Below are 15,607 nucleotides of genomic sequence, written 5' to 3' on the forward strand. Positions count from 1 at the left end.
GTTTTTGATTTACATCTAATTCATTTGAAATAAATTCCATTTCACTTTCAAGTTTTAACCTTTTTTCATTTAACCCTATGTATCTTAAAAATTCATTTACTTTTTTTTGCTTTATAGAAAAATTATTTAACTCTAATTTCTTATTACTTATTAAGTCATTATTTTTCGATAAGGTTTCTTCTACGTTAATTATTTGTCTACTGATAAGCTCTAATTCCTCGAGTAATACATTTTTATCATTTTTAAGGTTATTTTGTTTCTTTTCTATCTCTTTTACTTCTTGATGATGAGTCAATAAAAATGTAATATCATTTAATCTACTCTCAAGACTGTTTAGATTTATTATAATTTCTTCTTTAGTACTTTCTTTAGTTTGAAATAATTCCATACTTTCTTTTGTTTTTATTAACTTGTTTAGTAACTCCTGATTTCTTTCTAACTCAGTAAGCTTATTTGAAAATGATTGGAAATTTTCTAATAAGAAATGTATATCTTTACTCTGATAATTTAACTTATACCAGAACTCTTCATTTATAGATTTTTTGGTAATAGCTTGTTTTAAAACAATTTCAGCATTTTTAGTTTGACCATCTAAAATTTCAATTTTTGATCTTTTGTCTGAGGATTCATTTATGGAAGAAATTTTTTCATTCAAGCTCAACAATAACTTATTATCTAACTGATATTTTTCTAAATCTACCTCCACTTCTCTAATCTTTTCATTAACATCTTTTATCCCTATTTCAATCTCTTGTAAAATAAATGCTAAGTTTGTGTATATAGAAGTCTCATCATTAAAATCCCAAAATACTTTTAAGGCCTCATACCTTTCTCGTGAATTTTGAAACCTTAAAAACTTATCTACTTGATCATGTGTTAATAAATTTTTATTTATAAAGTCTTGAAAATATCCATTTTGAATTTCTGTATTTTTATATAAATTTATACCGGGTTTATAGTCTGTTTTTCTATTTCCTTTTAGTTCTCTTGTAGATATTTTTAATTTTTTGTCATCAGAAAAATTAATTTCAACGGAACCAGTGGTTAAATGACTATACTTGTTTTTTAAAATATATCCTTTTTCTAACTCTGCTATTTCTTTTACACGAGTATTATTAGAAATTCTTCTAATTTCCCCAGATAAAGCCCATTCAATTGCATCAAAAAAAGAGGTTTTTCCCGAACCATTAGGTGCATAAATTACAACAAGATTTGCAATGTCATCCGAAATACTCATATCAAATATTTCTTTTTCCTCATAAGCGCGGAAAGATTCAATCTCAACCCTTTTAATTTTTCGAGACATTCTTTTTCACCTCCAAGTAACTTTGTATATAGGGCAACCCTTTTGTACGTAACTTCCTTTGATTATCATCACTAATTCCCTTTACTTCCATAATTAATTTTAATAAGTATGGATCCTCCTCTTTAATCAATTCAGAAAGTTTGGATTTTACCTCTGTTTTACTTGATGGTGAGGTTCTAATATTTAGTCTAAATAATTTATCGAAAATAATATCTTTTTGTTCCTCTTCAGATGGTTCCTTGCCTAAATGTTTATAAACAATTTTTCTCGTAGCATATTTATCTTGTTCTATCTGAACCTTTAGTTCTTCAGAAATATCTTCTTTTACAAAGAAAAAGATATAGAGATTCCACTTTTCAATATCTAAAAGTAATTTTCTTTGGAATTCAAATGCAATAATATCATTTAGGGATTGATAATTCCGCTCTAGCTCAGATTCAGTATTACAATAAGATGTGAATAAATAAAAATTATAACTACCTTGGTCGGATGGGTATTGAAAGCAATTAATCTTAAAGGTTTCTTCGTCATAAGATTCAAGAATCTCATGGATGTTCTCTATTTTAATTAATTTCAATTTTAGATGCCTCACTCTCTTGAGTTGGTGATTCGATTTCAGCAAACAAACTTATTAAGCACTCTACACATTTTTCTTGTAATTGTTTTGTAGTAGTTGTCGAAGTGATAAATCTAATTAATTCCGTCTCCAATTGGTTATAAATATGGTCAATATGTATTATTTTTACTTTTTTATATTCATTTTCATTTGTTATATCAATTCCATTTTCGAACATTACGCTATCAATACATTGAATGATATTATGTATATCTCCTTGTCCTACAGATTGAGGGCCTGCAAATTTCTCACTATTCACAAAAATATTGTCATTATTGGAAATATCCCGATATGCCTCTGTATATAATTCTCTTACAAAGGTTGCCATCCTTTTTGCCTCTGAATAGTAAAATCTATTGTTTGACTCACTGCTACTCCCAAGAGAGATATGTTGCTCGATAGTGTCCGTTTTTATTTCTACACCCTTATAAATACATATATAGATAATTAATCTAAGCCAACCTTCCCATAGTTTCACATTCAAATATTGTCCATCAAAGTTATAAGGAATAAAAAGTTTGTGTTTTAATTTTTGATAAATATATAGTGGTTTTAAATCAATAACATTTTCTTTAAAGTGTTTTCGAAGAATCACTTTTACCTTGTCATCTTGTTCGTTAATAATTAAATCTAAATACATATCGAAGGCACTTAACTCATAGGGTATTAACTCATGCATATTTTTTTCTTTTAAAAAGTTATTAACAACTTCTATTTTTAATGCTTGCAGCTTACCATGCTTACCTTTAACTCCTCGTAATCTTATTACTATTCCAATAAGGTGTGGTTCGTTATTCCCGATTGTATAAAGCCCCGACCCTGAAAAACCTACAGTATTTTCTTTTGCATCGGATTCACTATCATCTAAGTTCCCATTTCCATTTTGAAGAGTTACATGTTCATCTAAAACTTCAATTATATGTCCCGCCATAGGTTCACCTGGATTATTATCAGCCTCAAGATATTTCGGGAAACCAAAAAAAATACAATCCATTCCTCTTGTTGCACTCTCTATACTAATATTTGGATACACCTTTTCTGTATTGATTTCTATAACTGCAAAGTCTAAATTAACGTTTATAGGTACTTTAACGTCACAGATAGATAGCTTTGTCCCTTCAAAATCTCTAATCTCAATATTACTTATTTCATCTTCTGTGAAACTCCTTTTATTCTTGTCATTTGTTAGACAATGTTGGGCAGTTAAAACATACTTATTTTTACCATCATTTGAAATTTCGTATAACATTCCACTACCGCGTGAGTTATTCAATCCATTTACCTTAACCGCTAAATGCCTAAATATTTCCACATCCTAAACCTCCAATTGATCCTCTTTCTCTGTTCCTAGATAAATACATTCAAAATTATATGTTTCCATTTCTTTTTCCGAGAAAATATAGGAAAAGTAATCTGGATAATTAAAGAAAAGTTTAGTTTTTACATTTCCTGTTTTACTAGTTTCAAGTATTCTCGCAAGCGCTTCTTTATTTGGTAAACCATGTGATTTTCCATTCGTACTTACAAGATAATTTTTACAATCTATTAAGTTCAAGAACTCATAATTAGTATTAAATTTACTAGCATGATGGGATACTTTTGTTAAATCAATTTTGACTTTTTCTTTTTCTGCTAGATAAAAGGCTCGTATGTATTTAATAACTGTGGAAGGAAACGAATCACCTAACATAAGCATTTTCTTTCCTTTGTATTCAATTGAAAAGGCAATACTACTCCCATTTGATAGTTGTGTATCTTCTTTAAATGGTTTTAGTATTAGCTGTTCTATAGTTTGTCCGTAATCAGTATCCTTACTAGAGATAGTTTCACCGTCAGATACCACGGAAGGAAACTCCTTTTCCCAATCTTTATAGATTTTCTCAAGATCTTTGATATCGGGAGACAAGACTTTTATTACTGCCTCTCCTAGGGAAAATACTTGTCCACCAAATACAAGGTTTTTATCGCTTAGTCCAAGAACATGAAGTAATTTACCGAATGATATCCCTTGCTGATAGCTAATATTGCCATCATTATGTTTATTGGATACTATTAATTTTTCATCCAACTGTTCTTGTCCGTTGAAATAGATAGAAAGATTTTCTTTTGAATTAAACCAAACCTTTTCTACAATTGTCTTATCTACCTCATCTGTCTCAAATAATTTTAATATCCCTTGAATATGATCTTCGTCAATGTGCGTTACTATCAATAAATCCACTTTTTGATTATTGGTTTTAATTAAATCCAATTCCTCTTTTAACCTTTTTCTCACTGGCTTTCTTCTGCCACCATCAACTATTATATTTTTTATTGAACCTGGCTCTCCGAAACTAATGATAAAACAATCCCCGTCATGTGCGGGCAGTGATTTAATATGAATACTCATTTGTAATACCTCTTATAATTTTTTTATTCTGCTACTTTCCAGTATAAGTAAGCGATTTATTTTAGTCGAGAATCTTTTAAAACCAGTTAACATTTTATTTCTATCCTGCTTCCGAATGTTCACTTCAACAGAAAAATGTGTTCCTATAAAATAACCACTTAAAAAAGCTGCAATCACTCCTGACTACCCTCATCTACATGACCTTCGAAATTGCAAGATGTAAGTCTCCTATCAAATGGCCCATTGTATTTGAAAAAAAATGGCTCCTCGCATTGAGAGCCATTAATTAGTTTATTAATTCATAAATAAGTCCGGTATTGAAATAAGGCCTTCTCTTTGTCCAATGATGCGACTGATTTTGCTGATGGATATAATTGCTTTCAATCCAGTAAGATATTCAAGTAATGCCCCCGTTACTTTAGGTACAATACTTCACAATATCTATTTATGGCCGAACTTCGGATAAGAAAAAAGCTGTCAATATACAGGTTTCATTAATATTTATACGAAATAATGTGATGATATAGTAACACGCTTCATCTCTTCTTTAAATGCTTCTACCATAGACCTTATACTCTCTCTAAACTTCTCAACACTTATGTTCTTAATTTGAAATGAGTTAATCCAAGTGAAAAAAGGATTGGTACAGTATGTCACTGGTAATGTGATGGTAGCGGACCTGGATAACAAGCTGTCAGACTTCCAAAAAGCCGTTTCAATGGTGAAAGTAATGAGCACCTTAAAAGATGAGGATTATCAATAAGCTTTTAGTCAACATGTATTAGTCGATTCTAAGACCATTATCAAAAATGTCTGAAGGGTGATTTTGGCTAGAAATACAGTAACCGACTTAACCAAATTGATAACCTCTAATCCGACAAAAGACTATACCTCAATTATTAATACTGATGCCTTATTTCCTCAAGCTGCCGAAGATAGCTTTCCTTAAGCTCTTCCGGAAATTCAATCTTCACATGCTTTCCATAAGAACAAAGATAATGCGTCATATAACCAAGTTCTTCCTCATTATAACCACCGGTCAAATAAGCAGCACCACCATCTTGCTCCTCCAACACCATATTCGGATAATGATGCTTCAAAAATAACTCTTTTCCAAATAAAGTTAATCGGGCACGAAAAGGGATTTTATGATAGTTCTTTTCATACTCCTCTCGAAAATTCTTCAGCTCTTGCATTGAGTAGGTATGTTCAATTTCTTCAAGAATCTCACAATCAGACATATAATCACAGCGATAAGTCCCCCACATTTTTTGGTTCATATCATAAGCACTACAAAACCAAATGCCATTTCGATAAAACAATTCATAAATTTGAAGCTCAATTTTGATTGTTTCATATTGAGAATAAATCATGCGAACAATTTTTTCATCCATAATAGCTGTTAATATAAGCGCAAGAGATCCTGGTGAATTAATTGGAGCAACACCATAGTAGTGAACCACTTCAAGCATCCTATCAAGATATTCTTGCTGATTCTGAGGTAACGTAGCTAATAATTTTTGCCGGATATGTGTATAAGATTTTTCAAAGGGCGTGCTTGAAAGCATATTTAAAGCATTTAACGCGAAAAAAATCGCTCGAATCTCATCATTGTTAAAATAAACTGGAGGTAGTAGGGTTTGGTTAATTAATTTGTATCCCCCATATCGACCACTTTCTGTGTAGTATGGCAAGCCCATTGCAGCTAGTTCTTCAATATCTCTTAGTGCTGTTCTTTTTGATATTTGAAATTCTTCCATTAAATCTTTTAATTGAAATTCATGTTTATTACTCAAGAAAATGAGCTCTTGATTGAGTCGTTCTGCTTTTTTCATTTATTTCTCCGTTTCAGTATAATGGTGTCGTAAATTGTCACCTTTTGATAGTACACTAAGTATATCAAAAATAAAGGAGATTTTATATGAAAACACTGCTTATTAATGCACACCCAGATTTTACAAACCACAATCATTTTTCTGTTCAATTGCAAGAGAAATTTGTGGAGAAATATAGGGAGAAGTTCTCAGATGGTGAACTGACCGTTATTAATCTTTATGAAATGAATATTCCGCGAATTGAAGCCGATGGGTTGCTAGCTATTTGGGATAAACAGCGAGTTGGGGAGATGTTGAGTCCAGTTGAAACGGTTATTGCACAACAATCTGCTGCTTTTTTGGCTCAGTTTAAGGAGCATCATCGTATTGTCATTTCAACGCCATTGCATAATTTTAATATTACTTCTCGGTTAAAAGATTATATGGATAATATTTTAATTGCTCGTGAAACTTTTAAGTATACTGAATCTGGTTCTGTGGGATTGATGACGGATGATTATCGGTTGCTTTTGATGCAGGCTTCTGGTGGGATTTATACTAATAATGATCGTTATACTGCGTTGGATTTTGCGCCCAATTATTTGAAAGAGGTGTTTACTAATATTATGGGATTTAATCAGTTTGATTTGGTGCGTGCGCAAGGGACGAATGTTTTGTCCGCAGATGAGGTTTGGGAGACAGCGGATTTGAGTTTGGAGGAAGGTTTTAGGCATTTTTATGAGGAATGATTTTATGGTCTTAGGTTAGACTGTGAATTTTTTGAAGAAAAAGCCATAGTTTTCACTCCATAAAACGCCCCCTACAATAAAGTTATAAATAAAATAGTGCAGGGGACGTTGGAATAATGGACAGATTATATTTTTAAGTGGCGGACTTGCATAATTAAAATAAGGAGGGATGATAATGACTAGTAAAGAAAAAAAGTTATAAGGTATAACAGGAGCTTCAAGTGGATTTGGTGTTTTTACCGCTCTAGCACTTTCAAGAACTGGACATATTGTCTTTGCGGATATGCAGGAAACAGATTTTCCTTCTTTAGAAGAGACTATTAAAATTGAAAGGTGTTTTAGATTATGCTTAATGAAGTAGCAGGTATTAAAATTCCGGATACTATATTAGCAAGGGATGCACAAGATATTTTAAAAGAACACGGAGGTGATTTATTATGGAACCATTCAAATCGTGCATTTCTATTTGGTGCCATTACCGGTAAAAGGGCTAATAAGAAATTTGATTTAGAGTTACTATATATCAGTGCATTATTCCATGATTTAGGGTTAACAAAGGAGTATAGTAGTCCAGATTTACGATTTGAAGTAGATGGTGCAAATGCTGCAAGAAGCTTTTTGCTACATTATCAAGTTCCAGAAGAGTCAATCCGTCTTGTTTGGGATGCAGTGGCATTGCATACAACAGTTGGTATAGCGGAACATAAAGAATCTGAAGTATCATTACTGAACTCAGGTGTATCTTTAGATGTTGTTGGGAAAGGTTTTGAACAATTTCCAGTTGATTTGAGAGAAGGAATTATAAAAGCATTCCCACGTAATAATTTCAAACAAGATATGATTCCTGCTTTCTATGAAGGTTTTAAGCACAAACCAGAAACCACCTATGGTAATATGAATTCTGATGTCATTAAATTCTTTGAACCGAACTATAAACAAAAAAATTACTGTGAATTGTTATTACACTCACCCTGGAAAGATTAATCATACAATAAAACACAAGGGTCTGATCTAGGTTTATATTACTTGCGATTGCTGGGGCTACAACTGCCTCTAGTGATGCAGGAAACCCGATTACCGCTTTAAATGAAGGTTTTCGACAAGCATTTTTATGGTTTGGTATAGTTGCGTTCATAGAAACAAATAGTCCTAAAGAAGCGAAATACCAAATTTCAATCGAATCAAGGTTAACGTACAAAATCAAGGACACGTTCCTTTATAAAAAAAATAACTTAGAGTTTCATCCTAGCTTTGATCAGACCATTTTAAGACCCATTTAAGGGTCTTTTTTGTTATGTGTCAATGCTCCTTCTTTTTATACCCTTCTTTAACTAAACTGCCCCGTTCAATAAGAAAAGGCAATACTGTTGTTCAAGTAATGCACCTGTTAGCTGAATAAGAACATTTGTTTATTTCTGTTGTTTCTTTAGAATGGGTCATAAATGTTCATATTCAACTAGCCTGCTTACGTTTGCACAATAAGAAAACTGCCACAATTGGCAGCTCTAATATTTTGCTAATGCACCCGTTTGTTTAAATACATCTCTTCACAATCTTGAATTCAGTCATTCGCCTGCCAATGCCTCAATTCTTTTCTCTTTTATACTTAAACATAATCTCATTACAAAAAGACGCCTTCTTATTAAAGAAAAGCGCCCGATTGCGTAAAACTTATTCTAGTAATACTGCACATTAATTTTATTGTCTACTTATTGGGTTATTATCATTATTCTGGTTTCAGGAGCTGTTTCATTTCTAAGTGGATTCAAATGCGCTAAGTATTGAAGAATGTAATCTTGAATAACGGAATTTCAAATCCTCTTTTCTTATAAATAGAAAACGGTCGGTACCTTGGACTCACACTCACAATTTCTACTTCCCATAAATACTTAATGCAGACAATACGGTTGTTAGACGAATATCTGCACGACAGCATGAAACTACAGTTTTAACTGCACATACATATCATGTAGAGAATCATCTTAAACGTTAGTTAGATGAGCTTGAATCAAAAGCATTGCCGCGTTATAAAAATTATCGCTACCTAATTCAGGCTTGTGAATATAAGTATCCACGAGAGCTCCACTATATAGCATTTCCAATTGTGCAGCTAAAGCCTCAGGATATTTTGCCCCAGCTTCGCGGGCAATTTGTGAAATCGTGCCCTCATGATTTATACGACATTTCAAAGCAGCCTGGTGACCAGGATGCGTGGTATCTGGAAACTCAAGGAGCGTATTCGTATAGGGACACCCGCGAAAATCAGGTTTCTGTATAACTTCTGAAAAGTTTTTAATCAAATGATACAATTGCTTGACTGGTTCGTCTGGGTAATTTTTTCTTGTTTCTTCGATCCTGTTGAGGTTTCGACTATGACGAAGTTCCAGAAAAGCTATCACAAGATCATCCTTTGTTGCAAAGTTTCTGTAAAAGCTGGATTTGGCAACCCCAGACTCGGCTATAATCCGATCTATTCCTACAGCACGTATTCCCTCTGAATAGAATAATTCTTCTGCTACTCGTAAAATACGTTCCTTAGCAGATTCTTTTGTCATAATAGTGCCCCTCTTCTTTTTAGGTTATTAAAATTTAGTTGACACAGGACAGAACTGTCTGTATCATGTGGGTATGCGCAGGACAGACCTGTCTCCTCTATTTTAATGAAGAGTTCAGAGACTGTCAATTTCATTCCATGGTAGATGGGGGGAGCAGCACAGAATAATCTTTAGGAAAACGTGTATGTTATAGGTGCAAAACCAAGAAATAAAGACGAGGATTCATTCGCTCTTAAGATGCGTATAAGCGATTTATGGGTAGTGATATGTTATCAATAGTCTTGGAACGGATAATCATATCCTTTGAAAAATATGCCAGCAGGAAATTTGAACCAATTGATGGAATTGGGCCTGCTGAAGATGAATAGTTGATCACTTACTAATATTGGTAAATTTATAAAAGGAGAAATGATATGAAAAGAATGCTTTGGATTATGCTAATGATGTCCTGTGGGGCTACATTTATTTCCTCATTGTTCCCTGTATACGGGAAGCATTATCAGCTTAGCAGTATGGAAATTACTATTTTGTTTGCCGTTTATGCCGTTTTCTTACTACCGACCTTGCTTATCGTGGGAGCAAAAGGGAGCTCCTGGGGATTAAAAAGGGTGCTCCGAGTCAGTATATTGATATCCATCGCGTCGACGTTGCTCTTTATAGTCAGTCAAAACGTCTGGATGCTCTATGCCTCAAGGATATTAGAAGGCATAGCATATGGCGCTTTTACAGGTACTGCCAGCGCTTTTTTATTAAAACAAACCTCTCACAATAAAGTGAGCACTGCAATCAAGTTATCAGGAGCAACGATCAACGTTGGTTTTGGTTTGGGTCCGGCCATTTCAGGTTTAGTTGTGCAATATTTACATTTTCAACCACTTCGTTTACCGTTTTGGTTTCTACTTGTCATGCTATTGAGTTCATTGATATTTTTGGAAATGTTACCAAAAATCGAAGATTCCCAATCGCAGAAACTGGCTAAAGCTAAGATTTCACTCGGTGTACCTGAAAATATTCGTTCCCAATTTTTTTCTTTTATCGCACTTCCATCATTTACTTTTTTCATGTTAGGCGGAATTGTATTTTCTCTTATTCCTTCTTTCGTCAAAAATGTCATTCAAACCGATAATCTCTCCATTGCAGGGTTATTTATATTGATGCTTTTAGGCGTGGGTTCATTGATGCAGTTCTTTCCTTGGGTGCAAAATCCCGTTACACGAATGCGTTTAGGACTCGTGCTTCTCGGCATGGGACCGTGGATCATTGTTATTTCTGGCCAGTCAGCGAATATATTTTTACTCTGTATTGGTATGTTAATTCAAGGAATTGGCGCCGGATGGTCTTTTCAAGTTTCTTTAAGGTTTGCCGGCCAATTGCCGAAACCCGAAGAACGTCCGCGGGTCATTTCGGCACTTTATTTATGTGCGTACGCTGGATTCATTGTTCCTCCTATTGGAGTCGGAGTACTTACCCGATTTTTTAGTTTGAACAACTCATTGATTATTTTAAGTTCATTGGCTGCGATAATTATTATCTATATGTTGATTTATTCAATCAAATTTAATCATTATTATCAAAAGTTACAGCACAATAGATAAATTTATTCTTATAGGGCTGGAGAAAAGATAGGATACCAAAGGAAATAGCTTTTCAAATCAGGGACACTCATGCTGATAACAGTAGAGGCAACATGTATTTTCGCAACAGGACTGGTGGATAGGGGGGCAGAGGGTCCCCTGTCCGACAGCTTCCGCATTTAGAACAAAAAAAGAAAAGAATATTTTGCTCCCTTAAACTTGAGCAAAACCTTAGAACCTTGAAGCGTTCTTCAACTTACCTCATCCATTATCGGGAAAAAATAAGCCGCAGCTCCTTCTCCTTTTTAAACTATATCTAGCCGTTTATGTGAAATCATGTACAATGCTTCATATTAAATCCTATGTTCGATTAAGATGTTTCTATAATGTGTGCGCCTGCTATCAAAATAAGATTATGTAGCCCATTCACCGTTTTTTGTATATACCTTAAAATTGGACTCCATCTAAAATAGTAGCAGCATTAATACTTACCATATCAAAACTAGAACCCGGTGGGCTCCGAAAGTTTTCAAATTGTATTTAATAATAGATAGTATGCGCCTTGAAAAATATAATCTAAAAAAGTCCCTATTAGGCGTCGAGTTAGGAGACAAATATCCTTATATGAAGATATTAAATACCTAAAAATTCACTGGGTTGTAATTTGTCTTTGTTTTATCATTAACTCTTTTACCAGGCGAAAATCATCAAAACGAAAAAAGACCAAGCTATGCTGGTCTTTATGTATAAGGGAGCCCGAAATATTCAGTTTGCAGTGTTAATTGGAAATGGCGCCGGTTGCATGCCACACACGGACAGCTTTGAAGACTGTTCTATATAACCCGCTAAATCATTCCGATCAATCAGCGTCAACATCAGCGTTGAATCGATCACTTACACAGTTTATATTCAAACACCGTAACAGTTTTCGTTCTTCCTTTACAGTTTAATTATAGAAGAAGGTACCATAATATGTCAAAATAAAACAACTGAATTATAATCAATGTTTCCACATTCCACTGTCTGGACTGCTGATTGTAGATAATGAATTTAAGTGATAGATGTAGCTTTGTTCACCTATAAACAAGCCATATTTATTACGTTCTTTATCTCATATATATATAAAATGAAGAAAAACGGAAAAAAACTTTTCCTGAAAAGCCAGTTATCAGGCTTTTTTTTAGTTCCTTTTTATAATGGAATACTTAACCATTCTATATGTTCTGTGGTCAAAATGTGGTCAAGCTCTTTGAAATTTATTACATCATGCCGCCCATTTATCTTTATATTAAATACGGATAAATACCTTTTAAAATATGGCTTTAAATCAAGGGTTTAGGGATATTGGTCTGAACTCAAACAAATATTGAACAAATAGAACGAGGACAAATAAGAGGACAAAATTAACCGCTTTTGTCCTCTTTACAAAAACTAAACAACTTAGAAAAGGGTTTAAGCTACAACGCTACTTTTTAATTTTCAAGCTGTTAAGGACAATTGGGATGCGTTATAGAGTTGTTAATTCCAACAGTAAAAGCCCCTTAGAAATTAAGACACACGGTCGAAAGGTATTAATGATTTCCTGTAGAATTAATAGCAGTATCGAAGGCATTATGGTCATTCGATATGAGAGAATAACTAATTTGACGAAGAGGTGTTTTAAAATGGCATTAATGTCCTCATTCACGAGCTTCAACCTGCCTGTAAAAAACGTAGAACAATCGAAAGCGTTCTTCACCGGACTCGGATTCGAGATCAACCCGCAATTCCCCGAGAACGAGAATTCGGTAGCCATCGTGATTGGCGACAACCTGCAGGTCATGCTGATCAATCAAGCATTCTTTAATACGCTCACGGAGAAGGAATCCGTTGATACGAGCATGTATGCGCAGATGACAATCGCATTGGCCTTTGAGAGCCGGGAAAAGGTCGATGAAATCGTGAATACCGCGGTCTCCTTGGGCGGGAAATTACACGCTGAACCTGAAGATCATGGGGTCATGTATCATTGGGGCTTCGTGGACTTGGACGGCCATCTGTGGGCCATTAACTACATGAACATGGATGCGGCACAAGGTTAAGGCTAACGGAGAGTACGCTCGTACTAGTGTTCAAAAAAAAGACGCCGGGCATCTTCCTAACGGGTTCTCTTTTAGGAGGGAAAACTTAAATTTACCCTCTAAATCGCAATGAAAATAACAGTTAAAATATCATTTAAAACACCAAAAGAGGAAGCAAATATGCTTCCTCTTTCTAAATGGCTTTAATATCCAGCCCAAAAACCATACTCATACTTATTAAAATCCATCTTATGTTTCAAGTATTTTTGGAAAAAATCCATTTGCTCTTGTTTTATATCATAAGAGCCTGTAACTGGATGCTCAGCGAATAAATTAAAAATTCTCCGATAATCATCTAGTGAGATACCTGTAAGTTCCTCTTCACCCACAACTACTTTTGTTTCATCGCCAATTTCATTCCATTGAACTAATCTTGTAGTTTCTTCCTCAGTAAAAAAATACGGCGACATACACTGCTCAACAAAAAGACCGTTTTTTTTGGCAATTTCAATAGCTGATGAGCAATTAACATAGGACCCGATAAACATATAGTAATCCCAACCAAAATGCACAAAAAATTTATCTTTTAAGTATAACTGGCAACCTAAGAAGTTTCGCAAAACCATTTTACAAATCAGGCGTATTTCACTCTTGTTTACTAACTTGTCTTCCTGAAGTACCAATTGCTCGAATTCAACTTCATATAAGGGGGATGTCTTATCTTCTTCCGAGATGTTCCATTGTGACAGCATTAAAACTCTTAATGAGTCAAAGCCGCTTTCCTCTATGAAATTAATTACAGCATTAACATAAGCAGCCTCAACTTGAAGATATTCATCCAAAGTGAATTCTCTCCCATTAAGGATTTTCCCTAATTCGGAAGGACAAGTCCATTCCTCAGTTAAAGTATAGGAACCATTTTCATCTCTAAAATCAGGATTGTATTTTGTGACACGCCACTGATATTTTATTTGATTACCCAACTTACTCCTCCTCAATCTATCTTAAATAAATTATATCATTGATATTGAATTTCTTATTTGTAATTCCAAACCTTTGTGCAGGAGTAAGTTTTTCACCGTCAGGGGTTTTATACGGAAAGCAAAAGTTGTAATAGGTTCTTAAAATAGTTAATGCCATTTGAGCGTACTTTGGATTGAAATTTGAATAGATATAGCTTTTTCCATCACCACGAGCTGTTGTAAGTGGTCTTTCAAGAATGGATAATCTTCTTCTTATTTGTTGGATGAAGAAGTTACTGGCATTATCATTTATGTTCAGAATCATTGAAGCAATTTGGTCCGGTTCATTTGATGAAAGGTCAGTGGTGCAATCCTTAAAGTTAACCTACTTGATTTAGCAGGAGAGCTGATTGCCGATGGACTTTCCGATAAAGAAAACGCTATAAAGCGAATAATGAAGATAGTGGAATATATTGATGAGTCTGACGTAAAGGTTAAAGATATAGATTTATCTTGCCATTAGCGTACTGGTATGACCGTTAGCCTAATTGAATTAGAGAAATTAATCATATTCAACTGACTCTATAGTGCCTATTCTAAGACTGCCACTCCGACTATATCTTCGAAGGCCATCCTTTCATATTCACCAGGCTTTACTTCAACATTCAGTTGATGTGTAATCGGATCAATCCGCTTGATGTTGCCAGTCATCTCCGAAGTTAATCGTCAGCCCATACGGATAGTTTTACCGCTAGATTCAAACTCCTCTATATCGAATTCGCTGAGTAACGGCCGTTGCTGGCGCTCTTGGTCCTTAAACAATTTCACGCTGCATTTTGAATACCTCAGGCATAAAGGAAGCTGAATTCCATTTTATCTTTCCTCTATCACGTATTGTCATCGGGAACATCTCCTTTCTTTCATCATTATATACAAACGAATGTTCTGTTTACGAATAAAAAGAAAAAGACCAAATTTAATCGGTCTTTAGTTATTCTTATTTAATTAGAGCCCCCGCTACTTTAAGTAGAACACTTCACATTCTATTCGCTCTATTTCTATTAAACCTCATTAGGAAAAATCTCAATAAACTCGAAATTTTCGAGGAGTATCGTACAACCTCCAATCGTTATGGTTGCTAAAAAACTGTCAGATGAGCTACTCCATTTTGTCGCTACGCACTCTAAAAACTTAATAAATTGTTCATCTGTTAGGCTTGTTCCTTCCATTTCAATTTGAAAGCTATCATTGAATTTCCAGTACGGCTCGAAACTTGTTACCTTTAATTTTAAATGTACCTTTTCTGCCAAAACAAACAAATTCTTCAAGAATGTTTCAGCTTCAATTTTCGTCTTGGCTTGAATAAATGCTCTAATAAACATTGTTTTTTCTCCTATATTCTTGAAGTAAAGCACCCTATAGTTTAAGTAGAAACCATCACAATCTCTTTTATACTTTAAAATAATTCAATCCTATAAATGTATTTTTCTGGAATCTGACTCATTACAAAAAAACACCTTATTATTAAAGAAAAACGCCCGATAATTGTAGATCCCTTTAAATATGGATAGTTATTGAAACA

General features: G+C 34.0%; 13 protein-coding genes and 1 pseudogene. 5 read left to right on the forward strand and 9 right to left on the reverse strand.

The annotated features are described in order from the left end of the window. From V7121_RS24180 to V7121_RS24195, 4 genes are all read right to left on the reverse strand, one after another. Positions 1-1,306: AAA family ATPase (locus tag V7121_RS24180; protein WP_335548142.1), on the reverse strand; the 1,306-nt coding region annotated here is incomplete at its 3' end. Continuing rightward, positions 1,290-1,883: an ABC-three component system middle component 1 gene (locus V7121_RS24185; protein WP_335548144.1), complete on the reverse strand. Its 594-nt coding sequence runs from the start codon at positions 1,881-1,883 to the stop codon at positions 1,290-1,292. The genes V7121_RS24185 and V7121_RS24180, both read right to left, overlap by 17 nt. Further along, complete coding sequence (locus tag V7121_RS24190) at positions 1,870-3,234, reverse strand: ABC-three component system protein (protein ID WP_335548146.1); 1,365 nt, start codon at positions 3,232-3,234, stop codon at positions 1,870-1,872. The genes V7121_RS24185 and V7121_RS24190 overlap by 14 nt, the downstream gene beginning before the upstream one ends. Positions 3,235-3,237: 3 nt before the next feature. Further along, positions 3,238-4,311, reverse strand: a complete 1,074-nt coding sequence (locus V7121_RS24195) for a ComEC/Rec2 family competence protein (RefSeq protein ID WP_335548148.1) — start codon at positions 4,309-4,311, stop codon at positions 3,238-3,240. A 628-nt stretch (positions 4,312-4,939) separates the two neighbouring features. Here V7121_RS24195 and V7121_RS24200 point away from each other — a divergent pair. Next, positions 4,940-5,074, forward strand: a complete 135-nt coding sequence (locus V7121_RS24200; RefSeq protein ID WP_335495887.1) for a hypothetical protein — start codon at positions 4,940-4,942, stop codon at positions 5,072-5,074. Positions 5,075-5,210: 136 nt separating this feature from the next. Here V7121_RS24200 and V7121_RS24205 read toward each other — a convergent pair whose 3' ends face one another. Then, entirely contained in the window at positions 5,211-6,146 is a 936-nt protein-coding gene (locus tag V7121_RS24205) for a helix-turn-helix transcriptional regulator (protein ID WP_335495884.1), read from the reverse strand. A gap of 86 nt (positions 6,147-6,232) precedes the next feature. On the opposite strand from V7121_RS24205, the gene V7121_RS24210 reads away from it, so the two are divergent. After that, the gene (locus V7121_RS24210; protein ID WP_335495881.1) at positions 6,233-6,874 is read left to right on the forward strand and encodes an FMN-dependent NADH-azoreductase; all 642 of its coding nucleotides are present in this window, start codon (positions 6,233-6,235) and stop codon (positions 6,872-6,874) included. Positions 6,875-7,219: 345 nt separating this feature from the next. Then, positions 7,220-7,858, forward strand: a complete 639-nt coding sequence (locus V7121_RS24215; RefSeq protein WP_335495880.1) for an HD domain-containing protein — start codon at positions 7,220-7,222, stop codon at positions 7,856-7,858. A gap of 998 nt (positions 7,859-8,856) precedes the next feature. Here V7121_RS24215 and V7121_RS24220 read toward each other — a convergent pair. Then, the gene (locus tag V7121_RS24220) at positions 8,857-9,429 is read right to left on the reverse strand and encodes a TetR/AcrR family transcriptional regulator (protein ID WP_335548150.1); all 573 of its coding nucleotides are present in this window, start codon (positions 9,427-9,429) and stop codon (positions 8,857-8,859) included. Between the two features lie 413 nt (positions 9,430-9,842). On the opposite strand from V7121_RS24220, the gene V7121_RS24225 reads away from it, so the two are divergent. Both V7121_RS24225 and V7121_RS24230 read left to right on the forward strand, forming a co-directional pair. Beyond that, on the forward strand, positions 9,843-11,024 hold the full coding sequence (locus V7121_RS24225; RefSeq protein WP_335495876.1) for an MFS transporter: 1,182 nt from the start codon (positions 9,843-9,845) through the stop codon (positions 11,022-11,024). Positions 11,025-12,667: 1,643 nt separating this feature from the next. Beyond that, positions 12,668-13,084 carry a VOC family protein gene (locus V7121_RS24230; protein ID WP_335495874.1) on the forward strand — a complete coding sequence of 139 codons (417 nt, stop codon included), beginning with the start codon at positions 12,668-12,670 and terminating at the stop codon, positions 13,082-13,084. Between the two features lie 182 nt (positions 13,085-13,266). On the opposite strand, the gene V7121_RS24235 is transcribed toward V7121_RS24230, so the two are convergent. The 3 genes and pseudogenes from V7121_RS24235 to V7121_RS24245 form a co-directional block, all read right to left on the reverse strand. Then, entirely contained in the window at positions 13,267-14,046 is a 780-nt protein-coding gene (locus V7121_RS24235) for a DUF7683 domain-containing protein (protein ID WP_335548152.1), read from the reverse strand. A 16-nt stretch (positions 14,047-14,062) separates the two neighbouring features. Next, positions 14,063-14,398, reverse strand: a pseudogene (locus V7121_RS24240) (insertion element protein); the annotation flags it as partial. Positions 14,399-15,086: 688 nt separating this feature from the next. After that, complete coding sequence (locus V7121_RS24245; protein ID WP_335548154.1) at positions 15,087-15,407, reverse strand: hypothetical protein; 321 nt, start codon at positions 15,405-15,407, stop codon at positions 15,087-15,089. Between the last annotated feature and the right edge of the window lie 200 nt (positions 15,408-15,607).

It is taken from the genome of Neobacillus drentensis, from assembly GCF_036962125.1.
Taxonomy (GTDB): domain Bacteria; phylum Bacillota; class Bacilli; order Bacillales; family Cytobacillaceae; genus Neobacillus; species Neobacillus drentensis_B.